We start from the raw sequence: 26,835 nt of genomic DNA, 5'->3' as shown, positions 1-26,835 counted from the left end.
GTCCTCTGACCAGGTCGCTAGGTGCCCATCGGGTGCCACACGGTCTTGATCTCCGTGGCTGCGCGGAGGCGCACGGTCGTCTGTGGCTCACCCCACGGCACGTCCTCCCTCCCCACGACCCGCTTGGTGGATCCGGCTGCAAGGATCTCGAGATCGGCGCGAGCATCCGGGGCGACGCCGGCGAGGTCGACGGCGTTGATGTCCATGTGCGCGGCGAGGACCGGCATCAACTCCGCCGTGTGACCGGTGAGCAGATTGACCACGCCGCCGGGGACGTCGCTGGTGTGCAGGATCTCGGCCATCGTGATGGCCGGGGTCGGGCGCGCCTGGCTGGCGACCACCACGGCCACCGAGCCCGCCGCCAGGACCGGGGCGGTGACGCTGATCAGGCCCAGGAGGCTCGAGTCCTGTGGCGCTGCGGCCGCGACGATGCCAGTCGGCTCCGGGGTGGACAGGTTGAAGTACGGGCCGGCCACAGGGTTGGCGTTGCCGAGCACCTGGGTCAGCTTGTCGGTCCAGCCGGCGTACCAGATGGTCCGGTCGATCGCGGCGTCCACCTGCGCGTGCGCAGCGGCCGCGGTGCCCCCTTCGGCTGAGCGCACGTCGGCGGCCAACTGGTCACGCCGTCCCTCCATCATCTCGGCGACCCGGTACAGGATCTGTCCCCGGTTGTACGCCGTTCGTGCGGCCCACGGCCCTGCCGCCTTGCGGGCGGCGACCGCGGCGTCGCGAGCGTCCTTGCGGCTGGCCTGGGCCACGTTGGCCAGGAAGGTGCCTGCGTGGTCGGTCACCTCGTAGGTCCGTCCCGACTCCGAGCGCGGGAAGGCGCCGCCGAGGTAGAGCTTGTGGGTCTTCATCACGGGGACTCGCGCCATCAGATCGTTCCCTTCAGGTACGGCAGCAGGCCCTGCCGCCCACCCTCGCGACCGAAGCCGGACTCCTTGTACCCACCGAAGGGGCTGGTCGGGTCGAACCGATTGAACGTGTTGGCCCAGACCACGCCAGCCCGGACACGACCGGCCATGTCGAGGATCCGACTCCCCTTCTCGGTCCAGACGCCGGCCGACAGGCCGTACGGGGTGTTGTTGGCCTTCGCCACTGCCTCATCGGGCGTCCGGAACGTCAGCACCGACAGAACCGGGCCGAAGATCTCCTCCCGGCTGATCCGCATCGCCTGGCTGGCCTCGGCGAAGAGCGTCGGCGGGAACCAGAAGCCGTGGCTCGGCAGCTCACAGGGCGGCGACCAGCGGTCCGCGCCCTCGGCGTCCCCGCTGGCCGCGAGCTCGGTGATCCTGGCCAACTGCTCGGCCGAGTTGATCGCGCCGATGTCGGTGTTCTTGTCCAGCGGGTCCCCCAGCCGCATGGTGCGCATCCGGGACTTGAGGGCGTCCAGGAGCTCCTCGGCCACCGACTCCTGCACGAGCAGACGACTGCCGGCGCAGCAGACATGGCCCTGATTGAAGAAGATCCCGTTGACGATCCCCTCGACGGCCTGGTCCAGCGGCGCGTCGTCGAAGACGATGTTGGCAGCCTTGCCACCCAACTCGAGCGTCAGGGACTTGCCCGTGCCCGCCACCTCACGTTGGAGGGCTTTGCCGACTGCGGTCGAGCCGGTGAATGCCACCTTGTCGACCGCCGAGCCCACGAGCGACTGACCCACCTCGCCGGCACCCGTCACGATGTTGACCACCCCTGGCGGCAGGTCGGCCTGCTGGAGGATCTCACCCAGGTGCAGTGCTGACAGAGGTGTGGTCTCCGCGGGCTTGAGCACCACCGTGTTGCCGGTCGCCAGTGCGGGTGCCAGCTTCCACGCCGCCATCAGCAGCGGGAAGTTCCACGGGATGATCTGCGCGGCAACGCCCTGCGGCTGCGGGGCAGGTCCGAACCCGGCGTGCTCGAGCTTGTCAGCCCAGCCCGCGTAGTAGAAGAAGTGAGCGCTGACCAGCGGCAGGTCGGCGTCTCGCGACTCACGGATCGGCTTGCCGTTGTCCATGGTCTCGAGGACCGCGAGTTCGCGGCTGCGCTCGGCGATCAGTCGGGCGATCCGGTACAGGTACCTGGCCCGTTCGGCACCGGACATGGGCCCCCAGACCTCGGTCTGGGCCCGACGTGCGGCGGCGACGGCGGCGGCGACGTCCTCCTCGGAGGCGTCCCCCACCTCGGCCAGGACCTCCTCGGTCGCCGGGTTGATGGTCTTGCGTGCCCCACCGCTCGCCTCCACGAACTCACCATCGATGAAGGGGCCGTAGCTCGACTTGATCTCGACGACGTCGGCGGCTTGGGGGGCAGGTGCGTACTCGAACTCGGTCATGGCTCTCCCTCAGTCGATAGCGCGCCGTGGCGAACCAGGCTCGAAGCATTGGCGCCATCCGCGCCCTGGTGCCAAGGCGGGACGAGCGACGCGGGGCGGCGCCCCGCGAGTCGAGGCCCAACGCTGGCAGCGGGGATGCGGGGGCGGCAAGGCGAGAGGTCTGGTGCAGTCATGGCTCGCTTACGTAGTTGGGGCCCTCGTAGACACCTGAGGACCGACGGCGACGCTGCAGCAACACGTCGTTCAGCAGGCTCGAGGCGCCGAAGCGGAACAGTTCGGGGGTCAGCCACTCGGGGCCGACGGTCTCGTTGACCAGGACGAGGTAGCGGATCGCGTCCTTCGAGGAGCGGATCCCACCTGCCGCCTTGACCCCGATGCGGCGACCCGTCCGGGCGTGGAAGTCACCGACGGCTTGGAGCATGACCAGCGTCACCGGTCGGGTTGCCGCGGGGGCGATCTTGCCGGTGGAGGTCTTGATGAAGTCGGCGCCGCCGATCATCGCGAGGTAGCTGGCCCGACGGACGTTGTCGAGGGTGGCCAACTCCCCCGTCTCCAGGATCACCTTGAGGTGGGCGTCGCCGCATGCCTCCTTGATGGCGACGATCTCAGCCAGGACCTCGTCATACCTCCCGGCCAGGAAGGCGCCTCGGTCGATGACCATGTCGATCTCGTCGGCGCCATCCGCGACGGCCTGCCTGGTGTCGGAGAGCTTGACGTCCATCGCGGCACGACCGGCCGGAAAGGCCGTCGACACGGCGGCGACGGCAACCCCGGTCCCCTGGGTGATCGCCACGACGTCGGCCACCAGGTCCGGGTAGACGCAGATGGCCGCGACGGCCGGACAGTCCCGCATCTCCGGGTCCGGGTTCAGGCCCTTGTGCGCCAGGGCGCGCACCTTCCCCGGCGTGTCGGCCCCCTCCAGCGTCGTCAGGTCGATCATCGAGATCACCAGGTCCAGCGCCTGGTCCTTGGACTCGTTCTTGATCGAGCGGGTGCCCAGCGTGGCAACCCTGGACTCGGCGCCCACGGTGTCGACACCGGGCAGGCCGTGCAGGAACGCCCGCAGGGTCGAGCGGCTGGCGGTGGCGTCGGGCAGTTGGGCCGACGCGGCGACGGGAGCGCTCATGTGACGGATCCTACCCGGAGGCGGTCGGCGGACGGTGGCCCGCTGGGTCGCCCGATCGTGGCCGGGATCGTGGTCGTCAACCGGCGTGGCCGTCGTTCCAGCGGAACCCCTGGCCGTGTGCCTGGGCGTGACCGAGGACGCGGGTCGTCCCGCCCGGCCAGGTCGTGACCGTCAACGGGTACGGCCGGCCGTCGTAGACCATCTTCGGCGGTGTCGGTTCGAGCCGAAGCCAGGCGATCGGGTGCTGCTCGTCGGCGTCCCGACCGTGATCCTCCAGCAACTGCACGATCACCTCCCGCTCGCGCTCGGGGATGTAGCGCCACACCACGGAGTGCGTGACCACCGTGACACCGGGCGGCCGCTCGGCCAGGACATCGAGCAGCCACTCCCCGGCGCCAGCCTGGTCGACTCGCACCGGTCGCTCGGAGGCCAGTGCCAAGGCCCCCTTCAGTCGGGCGTGGCGCGCGCGTTGGTCGGGCCAGACCGACGCCGTCAGGTCCTCTCGGGTCTCCGGCGTGGTCGGGTCGCCGGGCCGGGGATCGCACCCCGCCCTGCTGGCGACCTCCACCACGCGCGGGATGGTGGGAGGCGGCACCTCCCAGTGGCCTGTCAGGTCGACGGCCGAGTCCGCCGGTCCCCAGGTCACCGACCGATCCGCCGTTCCGTAGGTGAAGGCGTCCCACTGCAGGTTGAGGCCGGCGCTGGCGCCGATCTCGCGGTGGTGCAGCGGCAGCTCGTAGGTGTGTGCCAGCCACAGCAGCCCGACTGCCAGAGCAGCCGAGCGACCCACCTCGTTGGTCTGACACGTCCGCGCCGTCAAGTCAGTCAGGACGGTCCGGTGCTCCTCGACCGCGTTGCGGAATGGCCGCCACGCCCCCTCGACCGGCGCCGAGCCACCGACGGAGGGATAGTGCAGCGCCAGCGCCGGCGCCTGCCTGCGGAGCACGATCCGGTGCACCGCGGCGAGGAAGCGCAGCCCCAGCGCCGAACTGCTCGCCTGGTGGAGGTAGGGCTCCATGACGGTGAAGCACGGACCGCGAACGCCGAGGTCGTCACCGACCCGTGCCAGCAGGTCCGCGTACAGCGACGAACCCAACTGCCAGGCCGAGTGTGCCTGGGCACCCAGCCGGGCCTGCCATCGGGTGATGTCGTCAGATGAGGGTGGAGCAGCGCGGTCGGACACAGCGGGCATTGTCGCAAACCTGGTGTCCGAACCCCCAACGCCGCCGCCCAGCGTCGCGCTCGGACCCCGCTCCGACAGCGGAGCGAACGGCCCGCGGACCGTAGCATCGGGCGCGCATGTCCCAACTCGCTGCCAGTTGCCTGGTCTTCTTCACCTCCGCCGCTGTCCTCGTCTTCGAGATCCTGGCCGGCCGACTCCTCGCTCCCTACGTCGGTGTGACACTCGAGACGTTCACCGGGATCATCGGCGTGGTCCTGGCGGGAATCGCCGTCGGGACCTGGTACGGCGGCAGGCTGGCCGACAACCATGACCCGCGACGTCTGCTGGGTCCTATGCTGGTGCTCGGCGGCGCACTCTCGATCGCCTCCCTGCCCATCATCCGGCTGTTCGGTGGCGTGGGGCTGGGATCGGGGCCGCTGGCGATCGTGTTCCTGTCCACGGTCGGGTTCTTCCTGCCGGCCGCCGTGCTGTCCGCGGTCAACCCGACGGTGATCAAGCTGCAGCTGGCGGATCTGGACGAGACCGGTGCGGTGGTCGGGCGGCTCTCGGCCGTGTCCACGTTCGGCGCACTGTTCGGGACGTTCATCACCGGGTTCCTGCTCGTCGCCGCCCTGCCGACCACGCCGATCATCTTCGGCGTCGGCGGGGTCCTGGTGGGGTGGGGCGTCGTCGTGTGGTACCGGCTGCCCCGAGACCTGCAGACCAGAGCCGTCGTCGGGGCCGCCACCGTCCTGGCCCTCGCGACCGGCGCGCTGGGCCTGGCCTTCCCCTCCCCGTGTCAGGTCGAGAGCGCGTACTTCTGCGCCTCCGTCACCGTGGATCCGGAGCGCAGCAGCGGACGACTGCTGACGCTCGACACCCTGCGCCACTCCTACGTGGACCTGGAGGACCCAACGCATCTGGAGTTCACCTACGCCCAGGCGCTGTCAGATGTGCTGTCGACCTTGGGGGATCCCGGCGAACCACTCGACGTGCTGCACATCGGCGGGGGCGGGTTCTCGTTGCCGATGTATCTCGAGGCCACCCGACCCGGCACCTTCTCCCGGGTCCTGGAGCTCGACCCCGTGATGGTGGAGTTGGCGGAGGACGACCTGGGCCTGGTGCTCTCCGAGGACCTGCAGGCCCGGACCGGCGACGCGCGACTGAACATCCTCGAGGAGGCGTCGGGGCGCTACGACCTGGTCATCGGCGATGCCTTCGGTGGTCAGGCGGTGCCGTGGCATCTGACGACCCGGGAGCTGGTCGAGGAGGTCGAGCGCGTCCTGACGGACGAGGGGACCTATGCGATCAACCTGATCGACTACGGGCCGTTGGGGTTCGCTCGGGCCGAGGCGGCAACCATCCGTGACGTGTTCGAGCACGTCGCCGTCATTGCGCCGCCGGAGCGGATTGCCGGGCGGGAGGGCGGCAACTTCGTCATGGTCGGCTCGAACGCCCCGATCGATGTCGAGGCCATCCAGCGCCGCGCCGAAGAGCGGGAGGACGACGACATCGTGGTCGGCGACGACGCCGGTCTGGACGAGTTCATCGACGGCGCCAGGGTCCTGACCGACGACTTCGCCCCGGTCGACCAGCTGCTGACCCCGCTGAGCTGACCCGCCACGAGGTCAGGTTCCCCACGACGAGGCCAGGTTCCCCGGCACGAGGTCAGGTTCCCCGCCACGAGGACGGGTCAGACCGCGCCGAACCGACGCGTGCGACGGTTGAACTCGTGGATGGCCGCGAAGAGGTGGTCTCGCCGGAAGTCGGGCCACAACACCTCGTCGAAGACGAGCTCGGCATACGCCGCCTGCCACAGCAGGAAGTTCGACAGCCGGCGCTCACCTGAGCTTCGCACCATCAGGTCCACGTCGGGCGCGTCCGGGGCGTAGAGGCGCTGCGCCAGACTGGACTCGTCGACGTCCTCCGGCGCCAGCCGGCCGGACGCCACGTCACGGGCCAGCCGCCCTGCCGCGTCACCCAGTTCGGCCTGCCCGCCGTAGTTGAACGCGATCTGCAGGGTCAGGCGACGGTTCTCTGCCGTCAGCTGCTCGGCATCGTCCATGATCTTGAGCAGGCTCTTCGGGATCGGCGCCGTCCGCCTGCCGATGAAGCGCACCCGGACACCGCGCTCGTTCAACTCGTCGGCCCGGCGGACCAGCAGATCCCGGTTGAACCACATGATGAACCGGACCTCGGGTGCCGGGCGCCGCCAGTTCTCCGTGGAGAACGCGTACACGGTCAGCCACTGCAATCCGGCCGCGAGGGCACCCTCCACGGTGTCGAACAGCGCCGCCTCTCCGCGTTTGTGTCCCTCGGTGCGAGCCAGGCCGCGTTGGCCGGCCCAGCGACCGTTGCCGTCCATGATGATGCCGACGTGGTTCGGGACCGCCGCGGGAACGTCCGGCGCGGCCGTCATCGCGGCACCGCCTCCCAGGCCTTGAGGTTGGTGGTCAGGTGGTAGGACAGGTAGGACCGGACCAGCGCACCGACCCGTCGAGAGGTGCCGCCGCCGCTGACGATCTCAGCCCACGGGCCGTGGGTCAGTTGGCGCATTTGGTCCAGGACGTCCGGCCCGACGCGTTGGAGCCCCGACGGGGTGTCCCGGGCGCACAGCACCCCGCCCCCGCCGACGTGGAACGCCACGATGTCCTCGGTCGTCCCGCACGTCACGCACGCGTCCAGCTCGGGGCGGAACCCCTCCAACACGCTGAGTCGCATGAGGAAGGCGTCGAGCACCGCGGCTGGCTGCTCCGGCCCGGCTGCCAGGACACCCAGCGCGTCCTTGAGCAGCAGGAACATCGAGGTCGCCCGCTCCCCCTCCTGCGCCAGCTTGTCACACGCCTCCGCCATGGTGGCCGCGCACGCGGAGGCCACCCAGTCCTCCCGCACCTCCACGAAGGAGGTGATCAGCTCGGCCTGGCTGACGATGTCCAGGTTCCGACCCTCGTACAGCTGCAGTTGCACGTGGCCGTAGGGCTCCAGTCGACCGCCGAAGCGGGAGCCTGGCTTGCGGACCCCCTTCGCGACCGCCCGCACCTTCCCGCGGTTGGCCGTGAGCACGTTGAGGATCCGGTCGGCCTCACCCAGCTTGTAGCTCCGCAGGACGATCCCGTCGACCACGTAGTGGCCCAACTCAGCCTCCTCCGAGGTCAGTAGCCAAGGCTGTCCAGCTTCTTCGGGTCGCGCTGCCACTCCTTCATCAGCTTGACCCGGAGGTCCAGGTACACCGGGGTTCCGACGAGGGCCTCGATCTCCGGCCTAGCGGCGGTGCCGATCCGTGCCAGGACCGCGCCCTGCCGGCCGATGACGATGCCCTTCTGGGAGTCCCGCTCGACGTAGATCGAGGCGAAGATGGCGGTGACGCCGTCGGTCCGGCCGGGCCCAGCCTCGTCGACCAGCACCGCGATGGAGTGGGGCACCTCCTCCCGCATGGCGACCATCGCCTTCTCCCGGACGATCTCGGCGATCCGCTGGGCCTGGTCGCTGTCGGTGGTGATGTCGAGCGGGTAGAGCGGAGGTCCCTCCGGCAGCCGCTGGTTGATGAGGTCGACCAGCAGCTCCACCTGCTCGCCGCGTCGGGCACTGATCGGCACGATCTCGTCGAACTCACCCAACTCGGCCAGTGCAGCCAGTGCCGGCAGCTGCCCGTTCCGGCTCAACCGGTCGACCTTGTTGAGGACGCCGATGAGCGGCACGCCGCTCTCGGCGAGGACCTCAGCCAGGTAGGCATCACCGCGCCCGACGCCGCCGTCGCCGTCCACGACGAACACCACGAGGTCGACACCGTCGAGTGCTCCCTGGGCCACGTCGTTCAGGCGGGAGCCGAGGAGGGTCCGCGGCTTGTGGATTCCGGGTGTGTCGATGAACACGATCTGGGCATCTGCCGTGGTGTGGATGCCACGGATGGCGTGACGCGTGGTCTGCGGGACGGGCGTCGTGATCGCCACCTTCTCCCCCAGGATCGCGTTCAGCAGCGTCGACTTGCCGACGTTCGGGCGCCCCACGATGGCACATATGCCGGATCGGAAGGCCGCCTCGTCCACGGGCTGACCGTAGCAGTGTGACATCCGTCCGAGGGCTTCCGCCGACCAGGTCTGGCAGAGTTCATCTCATGGGAAGTGCGTCTCGAACGGTGACCATCAGCCTGGTGCTGATCGTGGGCCTGCAGGCCTGCTCGTTCGGCGGCACCGCGGACGTGCCGGACACCTGGACCACGATCGCGCAGGACAGCTTCGAGGTGTCAGTTCCACCTGACTGGACGCTCCGCGGCAACCAACCCGGCCGCGTCGACGTCGTCGGGACGGCTGAGGAGGACGGCGTTCCCGAAGGCCTGCAGGTGCAGGTCGGACCGGTGTCCGGTGATCTCGAGCTGGCGGCGTTCGGCGTCATCGAGCAGTTCAAGCTGACCGTGGCGGAGGACTACGAGGAGTTGGACCAGCGACGCATCGACGTCGCGGGTGCCGACGAGGCCATTCTGGTCGACGCCACCTTCGTGGATGCCGCGGACACCCCACGCGATCGGCAGTGGGACGTCTTCGCGACCACCGACGGTGCCGAGCAGCTGGTCTATCTCTCGCTCAAGGCGCCCCAGTCCGTCTTCGACGATGGACGAATGGAACAGATTCTGCGCACCCTGGTCGTCACGGACCTGTGAGCCCCGGCGCGCAGCGCGAGGAGCGTCCGGGGGCCCAGATCGCCTAGGCCCCCGGCCTGCGTCGATTTGGGCCCCAGGGCCCTCGTGCCCGGTGGGCCGCCACCTAGAGTCAGGGCATGTCCCGTTTGGCGTGCCTGCTCAGCCCAGAGGCATGCCGGCGAGCACTGGCTCGGGACGACGGACAGACCACCACGGAGTGGTTGGGCGTCGGCGCCGTGTCGGTTGCCGTGATCCTGGCGTTGATGCTCAGCGGTCCGGCGCTCGGGCGGGACATCCAGCGGACGTGGAACTGCTTCATCGCGATGGCGAGCGGCAATCCGCACGGCACCTGCAGCTTCCGAGCTCCTCCCCCGCCACCGACCACGCCATTCGACTTCGCCGCCCCCAGCGGAGAGCCGGAGCGGGACTGCACCCGTTCGACGTTCATCGGCAACGCCGAGGCGGGGGTCCGCATCGGCTTCGTCGATCTCGGAGGGGGCAAAGGCCTGATCGTCTCCGAGGACGCCCAGGGCCAGATCCACGTGACGTTCGTCGAGAGCGGATCGATCGGCGTGTCGGCCGACATCGGCGCAGAGGGCGGGATCGATATCGGCTCGGCGGATCTGGAAGGCGGCATCGGCGCCGAGGTGGGCGTAGCGCTGGGCGGCGAGGTCGGCGAGACGCGGGTGTTCACGGACCCGGATGAGGCCGAGGCCTACATCATGGATCGCCTGACGGACGAAGCACTCGAGACCATCCTGCCGCCACTCGTCGAGGACGTTGCGGTCGGCGCCCGGGACGTCGTCGACTGGATCGTCGGCACCGAACGACCGCAGGGCGAGGCCGAGAGCACCCACGGCCAGGCCGGTGTGACCGTCGAGGGGTCGGCTGACGGGGTCGTGGCCGAGGTGGATGCATCGGTGGCAGCCAATGGCCGCGTGACCGAGAAGGCCGACGGCAGTCGCACCCTGCAGCTGGATCTCAGCAGGGAAGCGGCCGGCCAGTTGGGCATTCTGGTGGGCGTGGGCGCGAGCGGGGGTCAGCAGGTCCAGTTGGAGGTCGACTACGACCCGGCCGGCAACCCGACGACCGCTCGGATCATCAGCGTGTCAGAGGGGACCGTGGAAGTGGCGGCGATCCCGGAGATGTCCAACCCAGCAGACGTGCTTCGAAGCGTCAGGGGAACCGCGCAGGGAGGCACGGGCTCCCGAACGGTCGTGACCGCCGAGTTGGACCTGACGGCTCCGGGGCTCGGCGACGCGCTGGGTGACTTCGTGGGGTCCCGCTCCGTCGAGGATCTGTCGCAGGCGGCCGACGTTCTGCTGGACCATCTCCGCGACCACGGGACGGTGTCGATCGAGAACTACACCCGCACCGCCGCAGAGGCGTCCGTCTCGGGTCAGGTGAGCCTGGTCGTGGGGCTCGGAATCGAACTCGGGCTGACCGGTGTCCAGTTGGACCTAACCGATGCCGCCTACTACGACCCCGAGACGGGACGGTTCATCGAGTGGATCGGGTGCACCGGCGGGCCATGACGGCCGAGGTCCGCACCCTGCTGAACGGAGGGGTCATGGCCCTGGCGGTGACCGTCGGCGCGTGGCTGCTGGTCGCGGTTGTGATCGGCGTCCTCGCTGCGGTGACATCAGTCGGCCAGACCCGACTGCTGGCGCTCCTGGCGACGCCGCTTCCTGCCCTGATCGGCGCCTTCCTCGGTGCCCGAAGGACGGCTCGTCAGCTGAGCTTGGGGACACCGGCAGCAGCCGCCGGATTCGCCGGGGCCGCCGTGGTCACGATCGTGCTGGCGGCGCTGGGGTGGGGTGAGAGCCCGGCAACACCGATCCTCTCCGCGCTCGTGCTCCCGGTGGTGGGCGCCGCGACCGGGGCGTGGGCCGGGGGCCTCCGCGAGCCTCGCGGTGCCTGACCGGCGCAGCGACAACCAGCGCTAGGGCAGTTGGACGCGGCTTCCGGTTTGCAGCCCCCAGGCGAGGAACGACCCGTGCTCTGCCTCGATGACCCCCCGGGCGCGCCACACGATCCGGGTGATCCGGTTTCGGGGCAGCGCCTGGACGTGCAGGACCAGTCCGGTCGGATCGACGAATGCGATGTCGAGGTCGAAGCGCATCCGAAACGAGTGCACCTGCTTGGCGGGGGCGAGCCACAGGGCGCCCTCCAGACCGTCCCGACCCAGCAGGCCTCGCCGGCGCGCTGCCGAGTCGCCGGCCACCTCGAGCGGTGCGCAGCGAACGCCGTCGACGACCAGGGCGGCACTCACAGGCCCCGCCGGCTCAGTTCGAAGCCAGCCACAGCCCCGACGGCCAACGCGATGGCGGCGAAGGGGAAGAGGTCGCCGACGTAGTCCGGTGGCTCGTCCGGTGGAGCCGGTGGGGCGGTGAACAGCGGGTCGGCACCGGCCTCCGCCGATGGCTGCTGCGGGGGTGGGGCGGCATCGACCGTGGGCAGCGGCTGCGCGTCACCGGTGACCTCGACCTCGAGCACCAGCCGGAAGCCTCGACCGGCGAGCCCACTGGGGTCAGCACCGGCGGTCAGCTGAACCGACAGCAACGGGAGGCCGCCCGGGATCGGCGGGATCGCCTGGTCGGCCAGGACGACCTCGATGTCGGTCCGTCCGTCGAAGGGGGCGGTGTCCTCCTGCAACGTCTGCCGCTGCTGATCCGTCAATCCGATGACGAGGTCGGTCCGTTCGGACTCCGGCGCCTCTGGCTGTCCCAGGATCGTCACGGTGGCCGTGACCGTCTGACCGTTGCCGGCGTCGATGCCGTACCACAGCGTCTCGGACTCGAGGATCGTGTCGACGACCATGCCGGGCTGCACCGTGGGGGCGTCCAGCGGGTTGGCCGCCCCCTCCACGGACAGGACCTCCTCCGTCGGGGACTGAGCCCACGCAGCCGGTGCGAGCAGACCGAGCAGGAGGATCGCCAGGATCGCACCCCTCATGGGCCGAGCTTCCGTGAGAAGAAGCCCCCGAGCAGGGCGCCGACCAGACCGAAGCCGCTCATCGTCAGCAGGTACAGCGACGGCGGGGTCGGCTGGCGACCGGGTGGCAGCGGGACCGGAGCTGCGAGTTCCGGTCGCTCCGGTGCCTCAGTTGGTTCGTCGAGCACGGTGGATGAGGTCACCGCGACGAACAGCTCGATCGGTAACGTCAGTCCGTCCCGCAGTGGACGGCTCTCCGATGAGTCCTCGGGTGGGATGATCCGCAGGCCGATCGTGTACCGGCCCGGCTCGCTGCACACGGTCCCACCGGCGACCTGCAGCCCATCGACGGCCAGGTTCACCGTCTGGGGACCGATGCCCCGGACGCGGTCGGTGTCGCAGGGGGTCGAACCGATCACATCGACGAAGCTGAGGATCATCTCGGTCTCGGCCGCCGGGATGGAGGGCGTCTCGTCGTTGCCGATGACCGCGGCGGAGGCACGGACGCGGTCGCCCGGTTCCAGGTCCACGGCGTACCAACGCTCTTCCGGGAACGAGATCTCATCGACGTACTGCCCTGGCCCGATCAGCGTCGCCTCGGCGGGACTGGGCCCACCTTCGATGGGCTCTCCGGTAGGGACGTTGGCGCGCAACTCTCGGGCCAGGTCCTCGGCGTTGTCAGCCGGCCGGTACGTGCCGCCCGTGACCTCTGCGATGCACCGCAACTCATCAGCGGCGGCGTCGTCGACCTGGAAGCCGATCGCCTCCACGCGAAGCTCAACGCCCTCGCCGACGATCTCGCGAGCCACATCGCAGGCGGCCGGAGGGGCACAGGTGTCGATGCCGTCGCTGATCAGGACGACGGTCCGCTGTTCGAAGTCGACGAGGTCCTCGGTGGCTGCTCGCAGCGACGCGCCGATCGGCGTGAAGCCAGATGCACTCAGCCCGTCGACCGCCGTCCTGAGCTGATCGATGTTGTCGCTCGACACCGGCACCAGCAGCTCGGTGTCCGCACAGCCAGCCTCCCGGTCGGTGTTGGGCGTGCGGTGGCCGTAGGCGCGCAGGCCGACCTGCGAGTCGGTCCCCAACTCGTCGACCAGTTGGCGCAGCGCGGTCCGGGCAGCCTCGATCTTCGGCTGTCCTGACCCGTCGTCGGCGTTCATCGACCCCGACGCGTCGATGATCAGCAGGACCGGTGCGCTGCCGAGCGGCGCGGCGGTGGGTGCCGGCTGTGGCTCGGTCGGCTCCTCGGTGGTCGCCGCCGTGGCTGTCCCAGCAGTCCACACCAGCAGCACGACCGCCAGCAGCGTGATCGTGAGCAGCACGAACGCCAGGGCCGTGCCGGACGGCCGGCCGGTCACGCCCCACGTTGCGGGGCTGCCCCCGGTTCTCCCGCGGTTGTGTCCCATGTGCGATCGGTACGCTAGCGCGCCCGGCGGGCACCTCCGTGTTCGGTAATCACTCCAGAAGGTTTATGCCTACTCGACCAGTCGCACCGACAGCAGGCCCTGTGCACCGAACCCGCCGAGGCTGCTGAACGGACCGGAGATCCCCGAGGTGCCGCCAGATGTGCCGGTGGATCCTCCGCACTCGCGCCCGGAGTTGTGCACGAAGTGGACGGCGTCGTTGCTGGGCAGCGGCTGGCACAGCCCGATGGTCGGCTCGAGGTTGATCGCAACCGTGGCGGCACGCCAGTTCTGCACGTCGACCGCCAACCCGAAGTTGTGCATGGACTGGCCCGGCGGGGCACACGGGCCGTTGACGCGCTCGCACAACTGGGCCTGATATGCCGGTGACCGGTAGGCGCTGTTGAGGTTCAGCGGCTCGTTCATCGCATTCTCGAGGCGCAGCAGTGAGATCTTCATCGGCCGTGTCAGCGGTGCGACGGACACGCCGCCGTCGCAGTCGCTGTACCTGGCCAGCGCCGACCGCCCGGCGAACTCCTCGGTCACCCCGGCTTCGGCCGCCAGGCTGTTCAACTCGCTCCGCCCGATCGCACAGCCGCCGCTGGTCGTGGTCCCCACGGCAGACCCGCCACCGCCCTGCGGGAGCACGCCGGCACTGGCGGTCTGGTCCGCGACGAAGTGGCCCTCACCGGTCGTCGAGGACCAGAAGCCGCCCTCGGACAGGAACACCGATGGTCCGATGCGCACCACGGCGGCGGCGGACTGCCGTCCACGTTCGCTGTTGCCGACCGAGAACTCCGCATCACCCACTCCATCCACCCCGGTGCTGTCGAACCCGGCGTCCGGCAGTCGCCTGTAGGTGGTCGTCTCGACGCTGACCCGGTACTGCAGGTAGCCCTCCCGGCGGATCGAGAAGTCGATCATGCGCGTGCTGTTGATCGCCGCGTAGCGGCTGGAGGCCGCGAACGCACGCGGCTGGTTGAGGACGAAGGGGCCCCGGGAGAAGCCGCCCGATGCCATCCACTCGAGGATCTGCAGTCGGATGTCCTCCGCGCCGGCAAGCGCCGCCGCATCCGAGCCGGTCTGGGCCTCGGCCCCGAGATCCGACGCGCGACCGGTCTGGAAGAACAGGACCCCGATCAGCAGCGTGAGCCAGATGATCACCATGAACAGCGGCGCGACGGTCCCCTGGTCTCGCTGCAGCGCAGACGCCTGCCAGGCGGATCCCTGCCAGACGGACCGCCGCGACGGGGAGCGTCTCACACCGGTCCGCCCTGCGGTGCCAGGTCGGCGTGCGGGACAAGCGGACAGGTCGATGCCGGTGCGGCTGCCACCTTGCTCCCGCCAGCCCGCAGCTCCTCACGCCGGGCCAGAGCGTCCTGGATCAGCGCCCGGTACTCCTCCAACTCGGCCAGGATCTCGTCCTCGTAGGCCTCCTCGGCATCCAGGTTCTCCTGCTGCGCCGTCGCGCCCCAGGCTGTCAGGAACCGCTCGCGATCAGCATCGCCGGCATCACCCGCCTCACGTGCCAGGTCCCGGATGAGATCACGGCCCTCGATCCGGATGGCCTGCCCACACGTGGTGGTCTGGCCGACGGCCTCCACCCGGCAGTTGATGGCGTCCGCCGCGGCGAAGAACTGATCGCTGTACACGTCGAGGGCATCTCGCAGTGCGTCACCGTTGCCGACATCGGAGTAGGTGCCCCCCGTGACCGTGGCGACCTGTTCCAGCGCGGATCGGTCGGCGTCGGGGATGTCGAAGCCGATGACATCAACGACCAGGTCGATGCCCTGACCGATCAGCGATTGGGCGGCGGCCACCGGGTCACCGTCACACGTCTCCAGCCCGTCGGAGATCAGCACCACCCGATTGGTCGGTGCGTCGATGCCCTCTGCTGCGTCCGCGGCCACGGCGTCGGTCAACAGCGGTCCCGCGGACTCCAACGAGGTCGCGATGGGCGTCCACCCTGTCGGCTCGAACTGCGCCACGGTCGCCTCGACGGTGTCGAAGCTGAGCTCCCCGATCTCGGCGAAGGTCTCGACGCCCGCACAGGACTCGGCCCGTCCCGCGTCGGTGTTGTCGCCCTGATGGCCGTAGACGACCAAGCCGATGTCGACCAACTCCGGCGTGATGCTGACGTACTCCACCAGGGCCGCCTTGGCTGCCGCCATCTTCGTCTCGCCGCCGACCTGACCCGCCATCGACCCGGACGCGTCCAGGATGAACAGGGTGTTCTGATTCAGTCCCTCGAGTGTCGCGTCCCCTGGCAGGACACCGGGACAGTCCACGTCACGGCACGGGAGCACGGTCGGGTCAAGACCCAACTGCTCATCCACGAAGTCGGGGAAGAAGTTGCCGTTGCTGTCCTGGCAGAACTCGGGACCGGCCAGCTCACACGTCGCGACGGACCCCTCGGGGATGATCAGGCCGGGGGCGTCGGGGTAGGCCGTCGCATCCTCGGTCGGCTCCTCCGTCGGCTCGTCGGATGGTTCGGAGGTCGGCTCCTCCGTCGGCGTCGAGGCAGTAGCCGGACCCGGTGCGGTCTCGGTCACCACCACCGCGGGGGCCGTCGCCGACGCGGTGGCTGCTGGGTCCCCGTCGGAGGTGCAGCCGACGACCAACACGACCATGAGCGCCATGACCAGACGCGATGGAGCCCGGTCCAGGACCGGGCTCCGTGACGCGATGGACGTCAGCAGGATGGCTAGGCGCCGGTGATGGTGTTGACCAGCCGCTCGAAGGTGGCCCGCAGGAAGTCGGCGATGTCCCCGCCCAGGCCGGCGAAGGCCACGAGGATGGCGACGAGCACGGCGGCGATGCCCAGCCACTCCATCGTGGTCTGGCCCTCCTCGTCGGCCAGGCGATCGCGCAGGCCGTCGACGAGCGAGAGGGTTGTCAGGTAGAGGTTGATCACTGCGTTCATGAGGTGCGTCCCTTGTGTTGAGGTCGTTGTTCCCGTGTGGCGTCTCGCGACACTCAGAACGGTATGGACCCTCGGTCGCCTCTGACAGGGCCCCAGGGCCCAAATTGCCGGCCCACTCGGGGCCCAATTCCGATTGGGCCCCCCTGGGTCCCGTCACCGCACGCCGCCCGTTCCGAGCCAGACGGCGATGGCCTGCGCCCGGTTGGTCACGTCGAGCTTGGCGTAGGCCCGGTTGATGTGGTTCTTGACCGTCTTCTCGCCGATGAAGAGCTCGCCCGCGATCTCGGCGTTGGACATGCCCCTGGCGATGAGGTTGACGACGTCGACCTCACGCTCGGTCAGGCCGAAGTCGGGCGTCAGGTCCTGCCGACCGGCGGGTGCGCGTCGGACCAGCTCGAACAGCGCCGGAGCCACAGTGGGGCTGACGTGCGACCCGCCCTCGTGGACCCGCGTGATCGCCTCGGTCAGCTCCTCACCCTTGAACCGCCCGTGAACGACGTACCCGCTGGCGCCAGCCTGGATGGCCTGGGCCACGATGTCCTCTTCGTCGGTGTAGGTGAGCATCAGCACCTTCGTGGTGCTCGTGCCGGCCAGGATCTTCTCGGTCGCCTCGATGCCGTCCATCACCGGCATGCGGACATCCATGAGCACCACGTGCGGTAGGGCGCTCGACACCTTCTCGACCGCCTCCTTGCCCGTCCCGGCCTCTCCGACGACGGTGATGGTGTCCTCCAGGCGCAGCAGCGCGACCAGGCCGCTGCGGATCACCGGATTGTCGTCGACGACCAGGACGCGGATCATGGCGCAGACTCCACTTCGGATCGGCGGACGGGGCTGTCCGGCGCTGCCCCACCGTTCTCGGCGACCGTGCTTGGCACCATGTCGTGGGAGGAGGTGGCCGGGGCCTCCGCCCGGATGGTCGTCGCGCCGGGGCGACTGTCGATCGTCAGCTGGCCACCGGCTCGGCGAGCACGCTCGGCCATGCCCACGAGGCCGTAGTGCCCCTCGGCAGCCAGCGCATCCAGATCGGTGGAGGGCAGGCCCTTGCCGTTGTCCGCGACCTCGACGCACACGTTCCCCCCGGCCCTGGCCAGGTAGACGGACACACGCGTCGCCCCGGAGTGCGTGGACACGTTCCGCAGCGACTCCCGCACGATCGTGAACATCTCGTAGCGGGAGGAGGAGCTCATCTCCCCGACGTTGTTGAGGGCCAACGACGCCTCGATGCGGCTCTCGGCGGCCCACTCGGTGACCCACTGCTCGATGGCCTCGTGCAGCGGGAGGTTGAGCGAGTCCGATCGGAGGTCGCTCATCAGCACACGCGCCTCCTTCGACGCCACCTCGGTGGAGGAGGCGATCATCCTGGCCTGCTTGACGGCCTCGTCGGGGAAGCGCTCCACGTACTCCGGGAGCAGGGAGGCGGCCATGGAGACGCCGTAGAGGGTCTTGCCGAGGGTGTCGTGCATCTCCCGCGCCAGCCGAGCCCGCTCCTGAGCCGTCGCGGCGCGGGCCGTCATGTCGGCCAGATCGGACTTGAACTGCTCGGTCTGCAGGACCAGTTGTCGGACCGACGCGGCACCGATGCCCGCGACCACGATCAGTATCGGGATGATCACCGAGCCGGTCAGGTCATCGAGGGTCGCGCCGTCACGGAACGCGATGATCGATGACATCGCCGCGATGGCGAGTCCGAAGACCGAGCCACCGATGCGGCCGTACAGGACACCCGCAAGGAACGCCGTGCTGACGGCGTACAGGACGAACGGACCCGTCGTGCCGGCGGCGACCAGGATCAGGACGGTGACGGCGAAGTCCAGGATGAACAACGACGGTCTGGCCAGGAGGTGCCCGACAACCCGATCCCACCACAGCAGCAGCCCGATGGCGAAGTAGGAGGCCACGAGCATCAGGCCCAGCACCGGGCGCTCCGCACCCCGCCACAGCGACATCGCCATGGCGGTGAGCAGCAGGATCAGCCGCAGATCGATCGCCATCTTCGACAGCCGCTGCAACGAGCGTGGGATCGGCTGCGTCTCACCCACGGTCTACCCGCCCCCCGGAACGGTGATGTTGCCGCCGATGATGAGGCCGCCGATCAGCAGCAGTGCGGCGCCCGGCATCAGGATGACCGTCGCGACGAGGCTCACCTTCGGCGCCGCCTCCGCGGCTCGCTTTCGGACGCTCTGACCGAAGGCCTTGCGCATGTCCTTGGAGATGGCCCCCATCGCGTCGGTGAGGGGCGAGCCGAGCTCCTCGGCTTGGAGCAGTGCCCCGATGAAGCGGTTCATGGAGGGGCTCGGGTTGCGGTCGCGGACCCCCTGGAAGGCCTCCCGTCGGGAGGCGCCGACGTCCATCTGTCGCAGGGCGGTGCGGAACTCCTCGGCGACGGGCGAGTCGAAGCGCTCCTCCACACGGCGAAGTGCCGTGCGGAACTTCATGCCCGACTGGACGGTCACGCTGAGCACATCGAGGAAGTCCGGGAGGTCTCGTTCGATCCGCGTCTGGCGGGCCTTGGCTTCCTGGCGCAGCGTCAGGTTGATCCGGAACCAGCCGTACACCATCAGCAGCGGCAGCAGCGGCACCCAGTACAGCGTCGCCCCGACCCCGAGGAGGCTGGTGGTGAAGACGTCTGCTGCCTTGGTCGCCGCCACGTCGTTCAGCGTCTGACCCGGCGCTCGGCCTGACGCGGCCAGGTGCCGGTTGAGTCGTGCCCGGGACCGTGGGCTCAGCAGATCGAGGACGAAGGGGCCGAAGCGCCGGCCGACGGCCGCCCTGACCTTGCCCACCAACGAGGTCCTCGTGCTTCCCTGGCGCGGATCGTAGTCACGCAGTGACTCCGGTGGCGTGCGCATCATGCGGAATCCGAGGATCCCGACGACGTAGCTGCCCAGCGCGAGCAGTCCGGCGAATCCGGCGCTCATACGTCCACCCGTGACAATCGGCGAACGGCGAGGAAGCCGATGAAGAAGAACCCGAACGCAGCGATGAGGATGAGTTGGCCAGCCAAGCTCGAGGTCATGCGTTGAAGGGTTCCGGAGCGCAAGGACTCGATGAGCAGCAGGGAGCCGGTTCCAAGGCCCATGATGGCGTAGGCGGTGAAGCGGACGCCTGACATCACGGTGCGGACCTCGCGACGCAGATCTCGTCGCTGCTCGAGGTTGGTCGACATCTCGCGGAGCGCCTCGATCACATCACCGCCCGCCCGCTGCTGGATGATCAGCGTGGAGACGAGCACCGACATCTCGCGCGAGGGCACACGCTCCTTGAGCGAGTCCATGGCGTCCGCCAGCGACGCGCCGACCGCGAGCTCACGAACGGCGTGCTGCAGCAGCGACGCAGCTGGTTCGGCCATCTCGTTCGCGGTCAGCTGCAGGGCGTTGGGGATGGCGATGCCGGCACCGGCGGCATTGGACATGACCAGCGCGATGTCGGGAAGTTGGTCCGAGAACGCGTCGATCCGCTTCTGCACGAGGTAGTTCAGGTACTGGTTGGCGACGAGCAGCAGGCCGAGCGCGACGACGGTTGCGGCGCCGACCGTCACGACGCTGCTCAGCAGGTAGATGACACCGGCGGCGGCCAGCAGTGCCACGGCCACGACGTCGCCGGCCAGCAGGTCGGTGCGCCCGGCAGCGTCCAGTCGTCGCGAGACGGACCGTCCGAGGGCCACGCTCGACACCAGCTTGTCGAAGCGGGACCGCCCGGGGCCGACCGCCGGACGGCGCAGGTTCAGCTTGGCTCGGCGATAGGCCAGACTGCGCGAGCTGCTGGCACGCGCCATCACCGCGATCCCGACGACGGCGACGAGGAGGGTTGCCGCCAGCAGGGCCAGGATGACCGATGACGTCACCGGCCGACCGCCTCCGGCTCGGGTGCCGCACGGAACACGGGGTGCAGGCTGATGGACGCCAGGCGGAACCGCTCTGCCAGCCAGGCGGGGATCGAGCCGTGCTTCACCCGGCCGGTGACCCGCCGCTCAGCCTCCATGGGATCGGCCTCGAAGGTCATGACCGGATCCAACTGGAAGGTCTTGCGATCCTGCGACGCGGTGACGGCGATCTGGGCCACCCGACGGGATCCGTCGGGATAGCGGCGCAGGTGGACCAGGGCGTCCACGGCACCGCTGATCTGGTCTCGGAGCGCTTCGAAGGCGATGTCCAGTTCGGTCATCGACGCGAGGGTCTCGAGACGCAGGATCGCATCGTCGACGGAGTTGGCGTGCACCGTGCAGAGCGATCCCTCGTGCCCGGTGTTCATGGCCTGCAGCATGTCGAGGGTCTCGCCCCCGCGAACCTCCCCGACGATGATCCGGTCGGGGCGCATGCGCAGGCTGTTCTTGACCAGGTCGCGGATCGTGACCTGGCCCTTGCCCTCCACGTTGGGAGGACGGGACTCCAGGCGGACGACGTGTGGCTGCTGCAGTTGCAGTTCGGCGGAGTCCTCGATCGTGACGATCCGCTCGCTGGCCCCGATGTAGCCGGACAGGGAGTTCAGGAACGTGGTCTTCCCGGTGCCCGTACCCCCGGCGATGATGATGTTGCACCGCACCTCGACCATGGACCGCAGGAGCCACATGGTCGCCTCGTCCACCGACCCCATCTCGGCCAGCTGGGCCATCGTGAAGGCCCGGGGGAACCGCCGGATCGTCAGGACCGGCCCGTTCAGCGACAGCGGCGGGATGATCACGTTCACCCGCTCGCCGGTTGGCAGGCGTGCATCGACCATGGGACTGGCTTCGTCGACACGTCGGTTGACCTGGCTGACGATCCGATCGATCGTCTGGTACATCTGCTCCTCGGAGGAGAACCGGGAGTTGGACAGCGTCAACGTACCGGCCCGCTCGACGTACACCTGGTTCGGCCCGTTGACCATGATCTCGGTCACGTTGGGGTCGGCCAGCAGCGGCTCGAGGACACCGAGCCCAAGCGCCTCGTCGACGATTCGGCGGATGAGGTTGCGCCGCTCCGTCGAGGACATGATGGGACCGTCGCGGCTGATGATGTGGCCGACCAGCCGCTCCAGTCGTGCCCGGCGCTGTGTGCTGGAGAGGCGGTCCAGCTCGTCCAGGTCCACTTCCTGGAGCAGCATCTCGCGGTAGCGGCGGACGTCGAGCTCGCCGCCCTGACCGCCGTTGCGGGTCGCGCCCAACTCCTGGTCCGTCGGCCGGGCCATGATCAGGATCCGAACCGCGGTGGGAGGTGGGCGCTGCGTCGGATCGTGACGACGTTCAGGTCGATGCCGGGGATGACCACGGGCACGTCGAGAACCACGGTGACACCGCCCAGGCCCCCGCTGACCCTGGCGTACCGGCGCTGATCCGGGTCGAGGGCCGACATCGCGGCGTTGCGCGGACTGATGCCGAGCGAGGCCGCGCGGCTACCGGTGCGTGCGGCGTTCTCGGCGGCGACGGCGGCGCCACCGATCGCGGCCAACTGGAAGGCGAGGATCGCCACGATCGCGAAGGCGGGCAGGAACCCGAGCAGTTCCATGATGTAGCTGCCCTCGTCACGCTCATGCAGTCGTCTCATAGGCCTCGCTCCCTGATGGTGCCCTGCTGCACGGTGATCGACCAGGGGGAGAGCCAATCGGGAACCAGGATCGGCACCCTGATCTGGGCCTGGACGGTGCTCAGCCCCGAGCGCACCTGCAGCCCGTCGTGCATCGACACCGGCAGCTCCTCACGGACGGTCTGCTCGACCGGCCCGCCGATCGCAAGCTCCCGGGCCGCCTCGCGGACGGCGTGCTCACCCCAGGAGTAGGTCCAGCCCATGACCGCGAGCTGCCAGAACACCAGGATGATCAGCAGCGCCCAGGGCAAGATCCCCAGCGCCTCGATCGTCGCCTGTCCGGAGTCATCGCCTCCGCGACCGAAGAACGACCGTCGCTCCTGCGGTCGGATCAGCTTGAGCTCCCGACACAGGCCGAGGATCGCGGAGCGGATCGGCCCGTCCTCGAGGTGCTCTTCGATGCCGGAGTTGACCGCCGGTTCGAGCTCCCGGAACACCGACGGGATGGTGGCGTCGAGGACCTCCATCTCGAGCACCCGACTCACCAGGTCCGCCTGGACCTCGGTGTCGCGGCTGGACCGGTTCAGCACCACGGTGATCCCACCCTTCCGATGGCGTCGGCGCTCCCAGAGTGCCGTGAGACGCGCGGCGCTTCGCAGACTGAGGACGTCGGGGGTGACCACCAGCAGCACCTCGTCCGCGAGCTCCGTGGCCATCGAGCCGCCGTCGGTCATGACGGTCCCGACGTCGACCACCACCAGGTCGAAGCGGGTCCTGACCGCGCCGAGGATGCCCCGGGCGACCTCGGGGGTGATGTCGGTCTCGAACTCGCCTTGCGGGGGCGGGAGGAGCACGCGGAGACCGGAGGGATGGGCAAACAGCGCATCGTTGAGGTGTCGGGCCGTCACGTCCTGCGCCACCTCGACCAGGTCATCGACGCTGCGATGGTGGCTGAGATCGAGCAGGGTCTTGACGTCGCCTGCCTGCAGGTCGAAGTCGGCCAGGCAGACCCGGCGGTCGGGGTTGGCGAGTTGGGTCTCGAGCGCGACGTGGGTGGCCAGCGTCGTCGTGCCCACACCGCCCTTGGCGCCGGCGAAGACCATCATGCGACCGGGCCGCTCGTCCTCGGGGTCGTTCAGCCGGCCACGAAGCCGACGAGACCAGGTGCCGGCCAGCTCGACCTTGGTGGTGACATCCTCCAGCTCCAGCGGCAGGTTGACGACACCGCGGAAGCCGGCGTTCATGGCACGTTCGAGCAGCTCCGGACCCGTGTCGGCAGCCACGAGGACCAGGGCGGTGTCAGGAAACTGCTGCCCGAGGGCCCGGGCCACGTCGAAGGCCGCCAGAGGCCCGATCTCGGCATCGAGCAGGACGACGTCGTAGTCGGAGACCTCGAGCGCCGTCATCAGGGAGCCGCTGTCCGCCGCCACGTCGGCCACCGTGAACACGCCCGATTCGCTGGCCAGGTCGCCCAGCTCGGCGGTGTGCCGCTGCTGGGCCGTGGCCAGGATGACCGAGATCACGAGTCCCCCTCCTCCGCGATGCTGCTCGACGGCGCGTAGATCCGGTCCGGCGTCGCGAGCTGGGAGAAGTCCGTCGGTGAGCGCAACGCCAGGCGGACGCTGGTGGCGAAGCTCTCGACGTAGGCCAACCGCAGGACGTCGCTGGTCGGCAGATTGAAGGTGACCGGCACGACGTTGTTGCCGAAGTCGGGCAACAGCTCCTGACCGGCCTGCTCGATCAGGCCCGCGTCGGGCACGTCGGGGCGCGGCGTCCCGATGGACAGGATCTGCGCCGCCTCGATGGCGATCTCCGCGCTCGGGTTCTGACCGGCGAACCCCTGCCTGGTCGCGATGATGTCCACGACGTCGCCGACCCCGATCTCACCGGCCACGCCGGTCTCGGCGTCCACGGTGATGGCGATCTGCCGCATGCCCTCCTGAACGGCGGGTGGTGGCTGCAGGTCGCTCTCCTCGAGGACGGAGCCGACGGGCAACGCCAGGCCGGGAACCAGCCCGGCCATCTCGTCGGGGGACTCGATCGCCAAGGGCGGCTGCCACAGCACCGGGACCTCCAGCACCTCCACGGCGTCGGGGGGGATGGGCGCGAACGCAGGAACGTCGGTCGTCAGACGGACGACCGTCGTCATGGGGCCGACCTGCTGTCGGACATCGGCGACGAACCCGGACACCGAGACGAACACCGCGATCGCACCGACGATGCTGATGACCACCAGTAGAGCTCCCCGCCGCTGGCGTGGATTCATCCTTGCGTCCTCTCCATGTGCTGCTGCGCGGCAACAGCGGGTCCCGTATCTCCCGTTGGGTCCCAGGTTGCCACTTGCTCCTCCGCCGCGGCTCCACTTGTAATGTTCTGGCCCAGGGGCATCCCCCCGCGCGGCAGGCGGCACCAGGGGCAGGTCGCCGAACCAACCGTCTCGCCGCACCAGCGACACCGACCGATGTCGAGGACGCCAGCCAACGCGCTGACGACCCGATCGATGTCCCGCGGATACAGCACCAGTTGGGCGACCCGATCGCAGCCCCACCAGGTGCGCGCATCGGCGCTCGGCTCCACCTCCACACTCACCGGGTTGGCGATGTGCGTCCCGACCAGCGGATCGATCCAACTGCGATCGCCGTCCAGGTCGGCCAGTGCGACGCCGACCTCCTGTGACGCTCTCGGCACCTCGAACGGCTTGGAGAGATCGAACCGCTCCACGGCGAGCTCGGGCCAGGATCGGACCATCCAGGAGCCTCCGGGCAGCAGTGAGCGGGCGTGCTGGCCCACCGAGGGTGCCGGGTGGGTCAACCCGGCCACCGAGGACAGCCACGTGAAGTGGAGGATCTGCTGCTCGAGCATGGGGAGGGCGGCGGCGAGGGCGGCCACGTTCGGCACCTGGGGTCGGACGGCCGCGAGCAACGTCATCAGGACGTCAGCTGCCAGGGGTGGAAGGGTCGTCGCGTGCATCAGGACCCCGCGGGCACCGAGGCTCGACCGGACGATCCGCAGCGGTGTCTCGATCTCGGGTGCCAGGCGGTCGGGGAAGACCATGAGGATCTGGCCGTCCCGGTCGACGTGGTACTTGACCATGTCGAAGACCGCGACCAGGTCCCCCGCGATGTCCTCGGGGTCGACGTGCACCACGTGGACGGGATCGGCCAGGAACGGCCCCGTCCGGCGCCCGATGCCGATCACATCACTCACGCGCGATCCCCACGGGTGTGGCTCATCGGCGACTCCTCGGCGACGGGAGGGCGAACCCGTCGACGACGGTTGCCGCGATCGACAGCCACGCCTCCTGCGTCGTCGGGGCGAGCCGATCCGGATCGGTCACCGCACCGGCTTCGAGGTGCTCGTCGAAGGGCACGCGATGGACGGCCCGACACCGGTCGGCGAAGTGACGGATCACCTGATCGATGTCCACGCGCCCCATGTCGCTGATGGCGTTGATCACCACGACGGCATCCGTCACCAGGGCCGCCCGGCCGTGTGACTCGAGCCAATCCAGGGTCATGGAGGCGGCACGGGCGCTGTCCAGGGCAGTCCCGGTCACCAGGACGATCTGGTCGATGGCGTCCAGGATCCCCAGGTTGGCGTCATCCATGATCCCGGTGCCGGTGTCGCACAGCATGACGTTGTAGTGGTGGTCGAGCTCGTTCATCACCGCCTGGTAGTCGCGACCGCGCAGGGCACGGGAGGCGTGGGGATCCTGCGGCGAAGCCAGGATCTCCAGCCGCGACGGGGCCTGTGAGGTCAATGCCCTGGCATCGGGATAGCCGCGGACGTTGCCCACCTGGGCCAGCGCGTCGACCACCGTGGCCGTCGTCTGACCGGAGATCCGGTGACCCAGGGTTCCGGCGTCGGGGTTGCCATCGATGGCCATGACGCGGTCCGGGCGGATGGCGGCCAGGGTGTGCCCGAGCATCAGCGTCGTCGTGGTCTTGCCCACCCCGCCCTTGCGGGAGATGACGGCGATCCTCCGCCCCGTCGGGCAGGGAGCCTGACAGCGACGAACCAGATCGTTCCACGCCCGCTCCCGGCGCCCCGGACCGATGTTGATCGCACCGCCGGAGATGGTGTACAGCCACGCGCGCCAGCCCTCGGTGGGCCGTTCCTTCCGTGGGCGCAGGACGGTCGACTCCTCGAGCACGGGCGGGCCGGGAGGGACGGCCGCGGACGCCCGATGTCCGTGCAGCGGCTGCGCGGTGGCGTCGGAGCCGGCCCCACCATCCGCCCGGACGGCGTGCCCCTGGACGTCGGGACGGCCGTCGTGGAAGACCGTCGGAAACGTCTGCGACGCCGGTGGGCCGGCCTCAGCTGTCCAGGGGCCGACCTCCCCCGGTTCGGAGGGCGCATCCTCCGGGTCACCGGCAGCCTCGCGCTCGCTGGCGATCCGCTTGACCTCCTCGATGGCCTGCTTGAGGTCGGCCTCGGAGTACCGCGTCGTCTGCGACGGCGAGTCAGCGGCTGGCGGAGCGGGCGGCATGGGGGCGGCGGGCGCGGCATCACCGCTCCCCTCGTCCTCGTCGTCAGCCCACAGGGGGCGAGCGCTGCCGCTGTCCTCCACCGCTGTCGTCCTCCATTCAGCCTGTCGTCGTGCCGTCGGCATGAACCGCTCGGCGAACGCTACCAAGACTGCCCGAACGCTAGTCGTCGGCGCGGACTGGGCGCCAGCCGCACCCGTCGGACTGATACATGATGTTCCCAACTCGTTAGGTCTGGTGTGGTCCATCTCTGCGAAAGTGCTGGCCATGGAGGGATCCGTGCGCACGCCAACGCAACCTGAGGTGCACTTATTGTCCGCTCGTCCGAGTGGTGGGACTAGTGAAT

General features: G+C 69.4%; 27 protein-coding genes. 4 read left to right on the top strand and 23 right to left on the bottom strand.

Going from position 1 to position 26,835, the window contains the following annotated elements; all coding sequences use genetic code 11:
• Positions 1–17: 17 nt before the first annotated feature.
• From C1746_RS13020 to C1746_RS13005, 4 genes are all read right to left on the bottom strand, one after another.
• Positions 18–875 carry an aldehyde dehydrogenase family protein gene (locus tag C1746_RS13020; RefSeq protein ID WP_205711840.1) on the bottom strand — a complete coding sequence of 286 codons (858 nt, stop codon included), beginning with the start codon at positions 873–875 and terminating at the stop codon, positions 18–20.
• The gene (locus C1746_RS13015) at positions 875–2,311 is read right to left on the bottom strand and encodes an aldehyde dehydrogenase family protein (protein ID WP_116714989.1); all 1,437 of its coding nucleotides are present in this window, start codon (positions 2,309–2,311) and stop codon (positions 875–877) included. The genes C1746_RS13020 and C1746_RS13015 overlap by 1 nt, the downstream gene beginning before the upstream one ends.
• 169 nt (positions 2,312–2,480) lie before the next feature.
• Positions 2,481–3,437 carry a deoxyribose-phosphate aldolase gene (gene deoC, locus C1746_RS13010; protein WP_116714988.1) on the bottom strand — a complete coding sequence of 319 codons (957 nt, stop codon included), beginning with the start codon at positions 3,435–3,437 and terminating at the stop codon, positions 2,481–2,483.
• Between the two features lie 76 nt (positions 3,438–3,513).
• Positions 3,514–4,629: a DUF2332 domain-containing protein gene (locus C1746_RS13005; protein ID WP_116714987.1), complete on the bottom strand. Its 1,116-nt coding sequence runs from the start codon at positions 4,627–4,629 to the stop codon at positions 3,514–3,516.
• A 107-nt stretch (positions 4,630–4,736) separates the two neighbouring features.
• On the opposite strand from C1746_RS13005, the gene C1746_RS13000 reads away from it, so the two are divergent.
• The gene (locus C1746_RS13000) at positions 4,737–6,215 is read left to right on the top strand and encodes a fused MFS/spermidine synthase (RefSeq protein WP_116714986.1); all 1,479 of its coding nucleotides are present in this window, start codon (positions 4,737–4,739) and stop codon (positions 6,213–6,215) included.
• A gap of 77 nt (positions 6,216–6,292) precedes the next feature.
• Here the strand turns inward: C1746_RS13000 and uppS are convergent, their stop codons facing one another.
• The 3 genes from uppS to era are packed head-to-tail and all read right to left on the bottom strand — an operon-like array spanning position 6,293 to position 8,645.
• The gene (uppS, locus tag C1746_RS12995; protein ID WP_116714985.1) at positions 6,293–7,018 is read right to left on the bottom strand and encodes a polyprenyl diphosphate synthase; all 726 of its coding nucleotides are present in this window, start codon (positions 7,016–7,018) and stop codon (positions 6,293–6,295) included.
• Positions 7,015–7,734, bottom strand: coding sequence for a DNA repair protein RecO (gene recO / locus C1746_RS12990; RefSeq protein WP_162867703.1), 720 nt, complete (start codon positions 7,732–7,734; stop codon positions 7,015–7,017). The genes uppS and recO overlap by 4 nt, the downstream gene beginning before the upstream one ends.
• A 17-nt stretch (positions 7,735–7,751) precedes the next feature.
• Entirely contained in the window at positions 7,752–8,645 is an 894-nt protein-coding gene (era, locus tag C1746_RS12985; RefSeq protein WP_205711839.1) for a GTPase Era, read from the bottom strand.
• 68 nt (positions 8,646–8,713) lie between these two features.
• Here era and C1746_RS12980 point away from each other — a divergent pair, with 68 nt between their 5' ends.
• The 3 genes from C1746_RS12980 (at position 8,714) to C1746_RS12970 (ending at position 11,156) form a co-directional block, all read left to right on the top strand.
• Positions 8,714–9,256, top strand: coding sequence for a hypothetical protein (locus C1746_RS12980; protein ID WP_162867702.1), 543 nt, complete (start codon positions 8,714–8,716; stop codon positions 9,254–9,256).
• Between the two features lie 116 nt (positions 9,257–9,372).
• On the top strand, positions 9,373–10,770 hold the full coding sequence (locus C1746_RS12975; RefSeq protein ID WP_116714981.1) for a hypothetical protein: 1,398 nt from the start codon (positions 9,373–9,375) through the stop codon (positions 10,768–10,770).
• Complete coding sequence (locus C1746_RS12970) at positions 10,743–11,156, top strand: hypothetical protein (RefSeq protein ID WP_116714980.1); 414 nt, start codon at positions 10,743–10,745, stop codon at positions 11,154–11,156. The genes C1746_RS12975 and C1746_RS12970 overlap by 28 nt, the downstream gene beginning before the upstream one ends.
• A 21-nt stretch (positions 11,157–11,177) precedes the next feature.
• On the opposite strand, the gene C1746_RS12965 is transcribed toward C1746_RS12970, so the two are convergent.
• From C1746_RS12965 to C1746_RS12890, 16 genes are all read right to left on the bottom strand, one after another.
• Positions 11,178–11,507 (bottom strand): DUF192 domain-containing protein, encoded by a 330-nt coding sequence (locus C1746_RS12965; protein WP_116714979.1) that lies wholly within the window; start codon positions 11,505–11,507, stop codon positions 11,178–11,180.
• Positions 11,504–12,190, bottom strand: coding sequence for a hypothetical protein (locus C1746_RS12960; RefSeq protein WP_116714978.1), 687 nt, complete (start codon positions 12,188–12,190; stop codon positions 11,504–11,506). The genes C1746_RS12965 and C1746_RS12960 overlap by 4 nt, the downstream gene beginning before the upstream one ends.
• Positions 12,187–13,578 (bottom strand): vWA domain-containing protein, encoded by a 1,392-nt coding sequence (locus C1746_RS12955; RefSeq protein WP_116714977.1) that lies wholly within the window; start codon positions 13,576–13,578, stop codon positions 12,187–12,189. Before C1746_RS12955 ends, C1746_RS12960 begins: the two co-directional genes overlap by 4 nt.
• Positions 13,579–13,647: 69 nt before the next feature.
• Entirely contained in the window at positions 13,648–14,838 is a 1,191-nt protein-coding gene (locus C1746_RS12950; RefSeq protein ID WP_116714976.1) for a pilus assembly protein TadG-related protein, read from the bottom strand.
• Entirely contained in the window at positions 14,835–16,214 is a 1,380-nt protein-coding gene (locus tag C1746_RS12945) for a VWA domain-containing protein (RefSeq protein WP_116714975.1), read from the bottom strand. Before C1746_RS12945 ends, C1746_RS12950 begins: the two co-directional genes overlap by 4 nt.
• Positions 16,215–16,279: 65 nt before the next feature.
• A complete protein-coding gene (locus C1746_RS12940; RefSeq protein WP_116714974.1) occupies positions 16,280–16,498 on the bottom strand; it encodes a Flp family type IVb pilin in 219 nt (72 codons plus the stop codon).
• Positions 16,499–16,651: 153 nt separating this feature from the next.
• Positions 16,652–17,299, bottom strand: coding sequence for a response regulator (locus tag C1746_RS12935; protein ID WP_116714973.1), 648 nt, complete (start codon positions 17,297–17,299; stop codon positions 16,652–16,654).
• Positions 17,296–18,540, bottom strand: coding sequence for a sensor histidine kinase (locus C1746_RS12930; RefSeq protein WP_116714972.1), 1,245 nt, complete (start codon positions 18,538–18,540; stop codon positions 17,296–17,298). The genes C1746_RS12935 and C1746_RS12930 overlap by 4 nt, the downstream gene beginning before the upstream one ends.
• Positions 18,541–18,543: 3 nt before the next feature.
• Positions 18,544–19,419, bottom strand: coding sequence for a type II secretion system F family protein (locus tag C1746_RS12925; RefSeq protein ID WP_116714971.1), 876 nt, complete (start codon positions 19,417–19,419; stop codon positions 18,544–18,546).
• Positions 19,416–20,345: a type II secretion system F family protein gene (locus C1746_RS12920; RefSeq protein ID WP_116714970.1), complete on the bottom strand. Its 930-nt coding sequence runs from the start codon at positions 20,343–20,345 to the stop codon at positions 19,416–19,418. The genes C1746_RS12925 and C1746_RS12920 overlap by 4 nt, the downstream gene beginning before the upstream one ends.
• Positions 20,342–21,667 (bottom strand): TadA family conjugal transfer-associated ATPase, encoded by a 1,326-nt coding sequence (locus tag C1746_RS12915; protein WP_116714969.1) that lies wholly within the window; start codon positions 21,665–21,667, stop codon positions 20,342–20,344. The genes C1746_RS12920 and C1746_RS12915 overlap by 4 nt, the downstream gene beginning before the upstream one ends.
• 2 nt (positions 21,668–21,669) lie before the next feature.
• On the bottom strand, positions 21,670–22,023 hold the full coding sequence (locus tag C1746_RS12910) for a hypothetical protein (protein WP_116714968.1): 354 nt from the start codon (positions 22,021–22,023) through the stop codon (positions 21,670–21,672).
• Positions 22,020–23,525: a CpaE/TadZ family protein gene (locus C1746_RS12905; RefSeq protein WP_116714967.1), complete on the bottom strand. Its 1,506-nt coding sequence runs from the start codon at positions 23,523–23,525 to the stop codon at positions 22,020–22,022. The genes C1746_RS12910 and C1746_RS12905 overlap by 4 nt, the downstream gene beginning before the upstream one ends.
• Positions 23,522–24,235, bottom strand: a complete 714-nt coding sequence (gene cpaB, locus C1746_RS12900) for a Flp pilus assembly protein CpaB (RefSeq protein WP_162867701.1) — start codon at positions 24,233–24,235, stop codon at positions 23,522–23,524. Before cpaB ends, C1746_RS12905 begins: the two co-directional genes overlap by 4 nt.
• Positions 24,236–24,264: 29 nt before the next feature.
• Positions 24,265–25,209 carry a hypothetical protein gene (locus C1746_RS12895; protein WP_162867700.1) on the bottom strand — a complete coding sequence of 315 codons (945 nt, stop codon included), beginning with the start codon at positions 25,207–25,209 and terminating at the stop codon, positions 24,265–24,267.
• 22 nt (positions 25,210–25,231) lie between these two features.
• Positions 25,232–26,638 (bottom strand): MinD/ParA family ATP-binding protein, encoded by a 1,407-nt coding sequence (locus tag C1746_RS12890; protein ID WP_162867699.1) that lies wholly within the window; start codon positions 26,636–26,638, stop codon positions 25,232–25,234.
• Positions 26,639–26,835: the final 197 nt, after the last annotated feature.

Origin of the sequence: Euzebya tangerina (assembly GCF_003074135.1) — a bacterium.
Classification (GTDB): domain Bacteria; phylum Actinomycetota; class Nitriliruptoria; order Euzebyales; family Euzebyaceae; genus Euzebya; species Euzebya tangerina.
The sequence above is the reverse complement of the archived record's forward strand: the minus strand, read 5'-3'. Positions and strand labels throughout refer to the sequence as shown.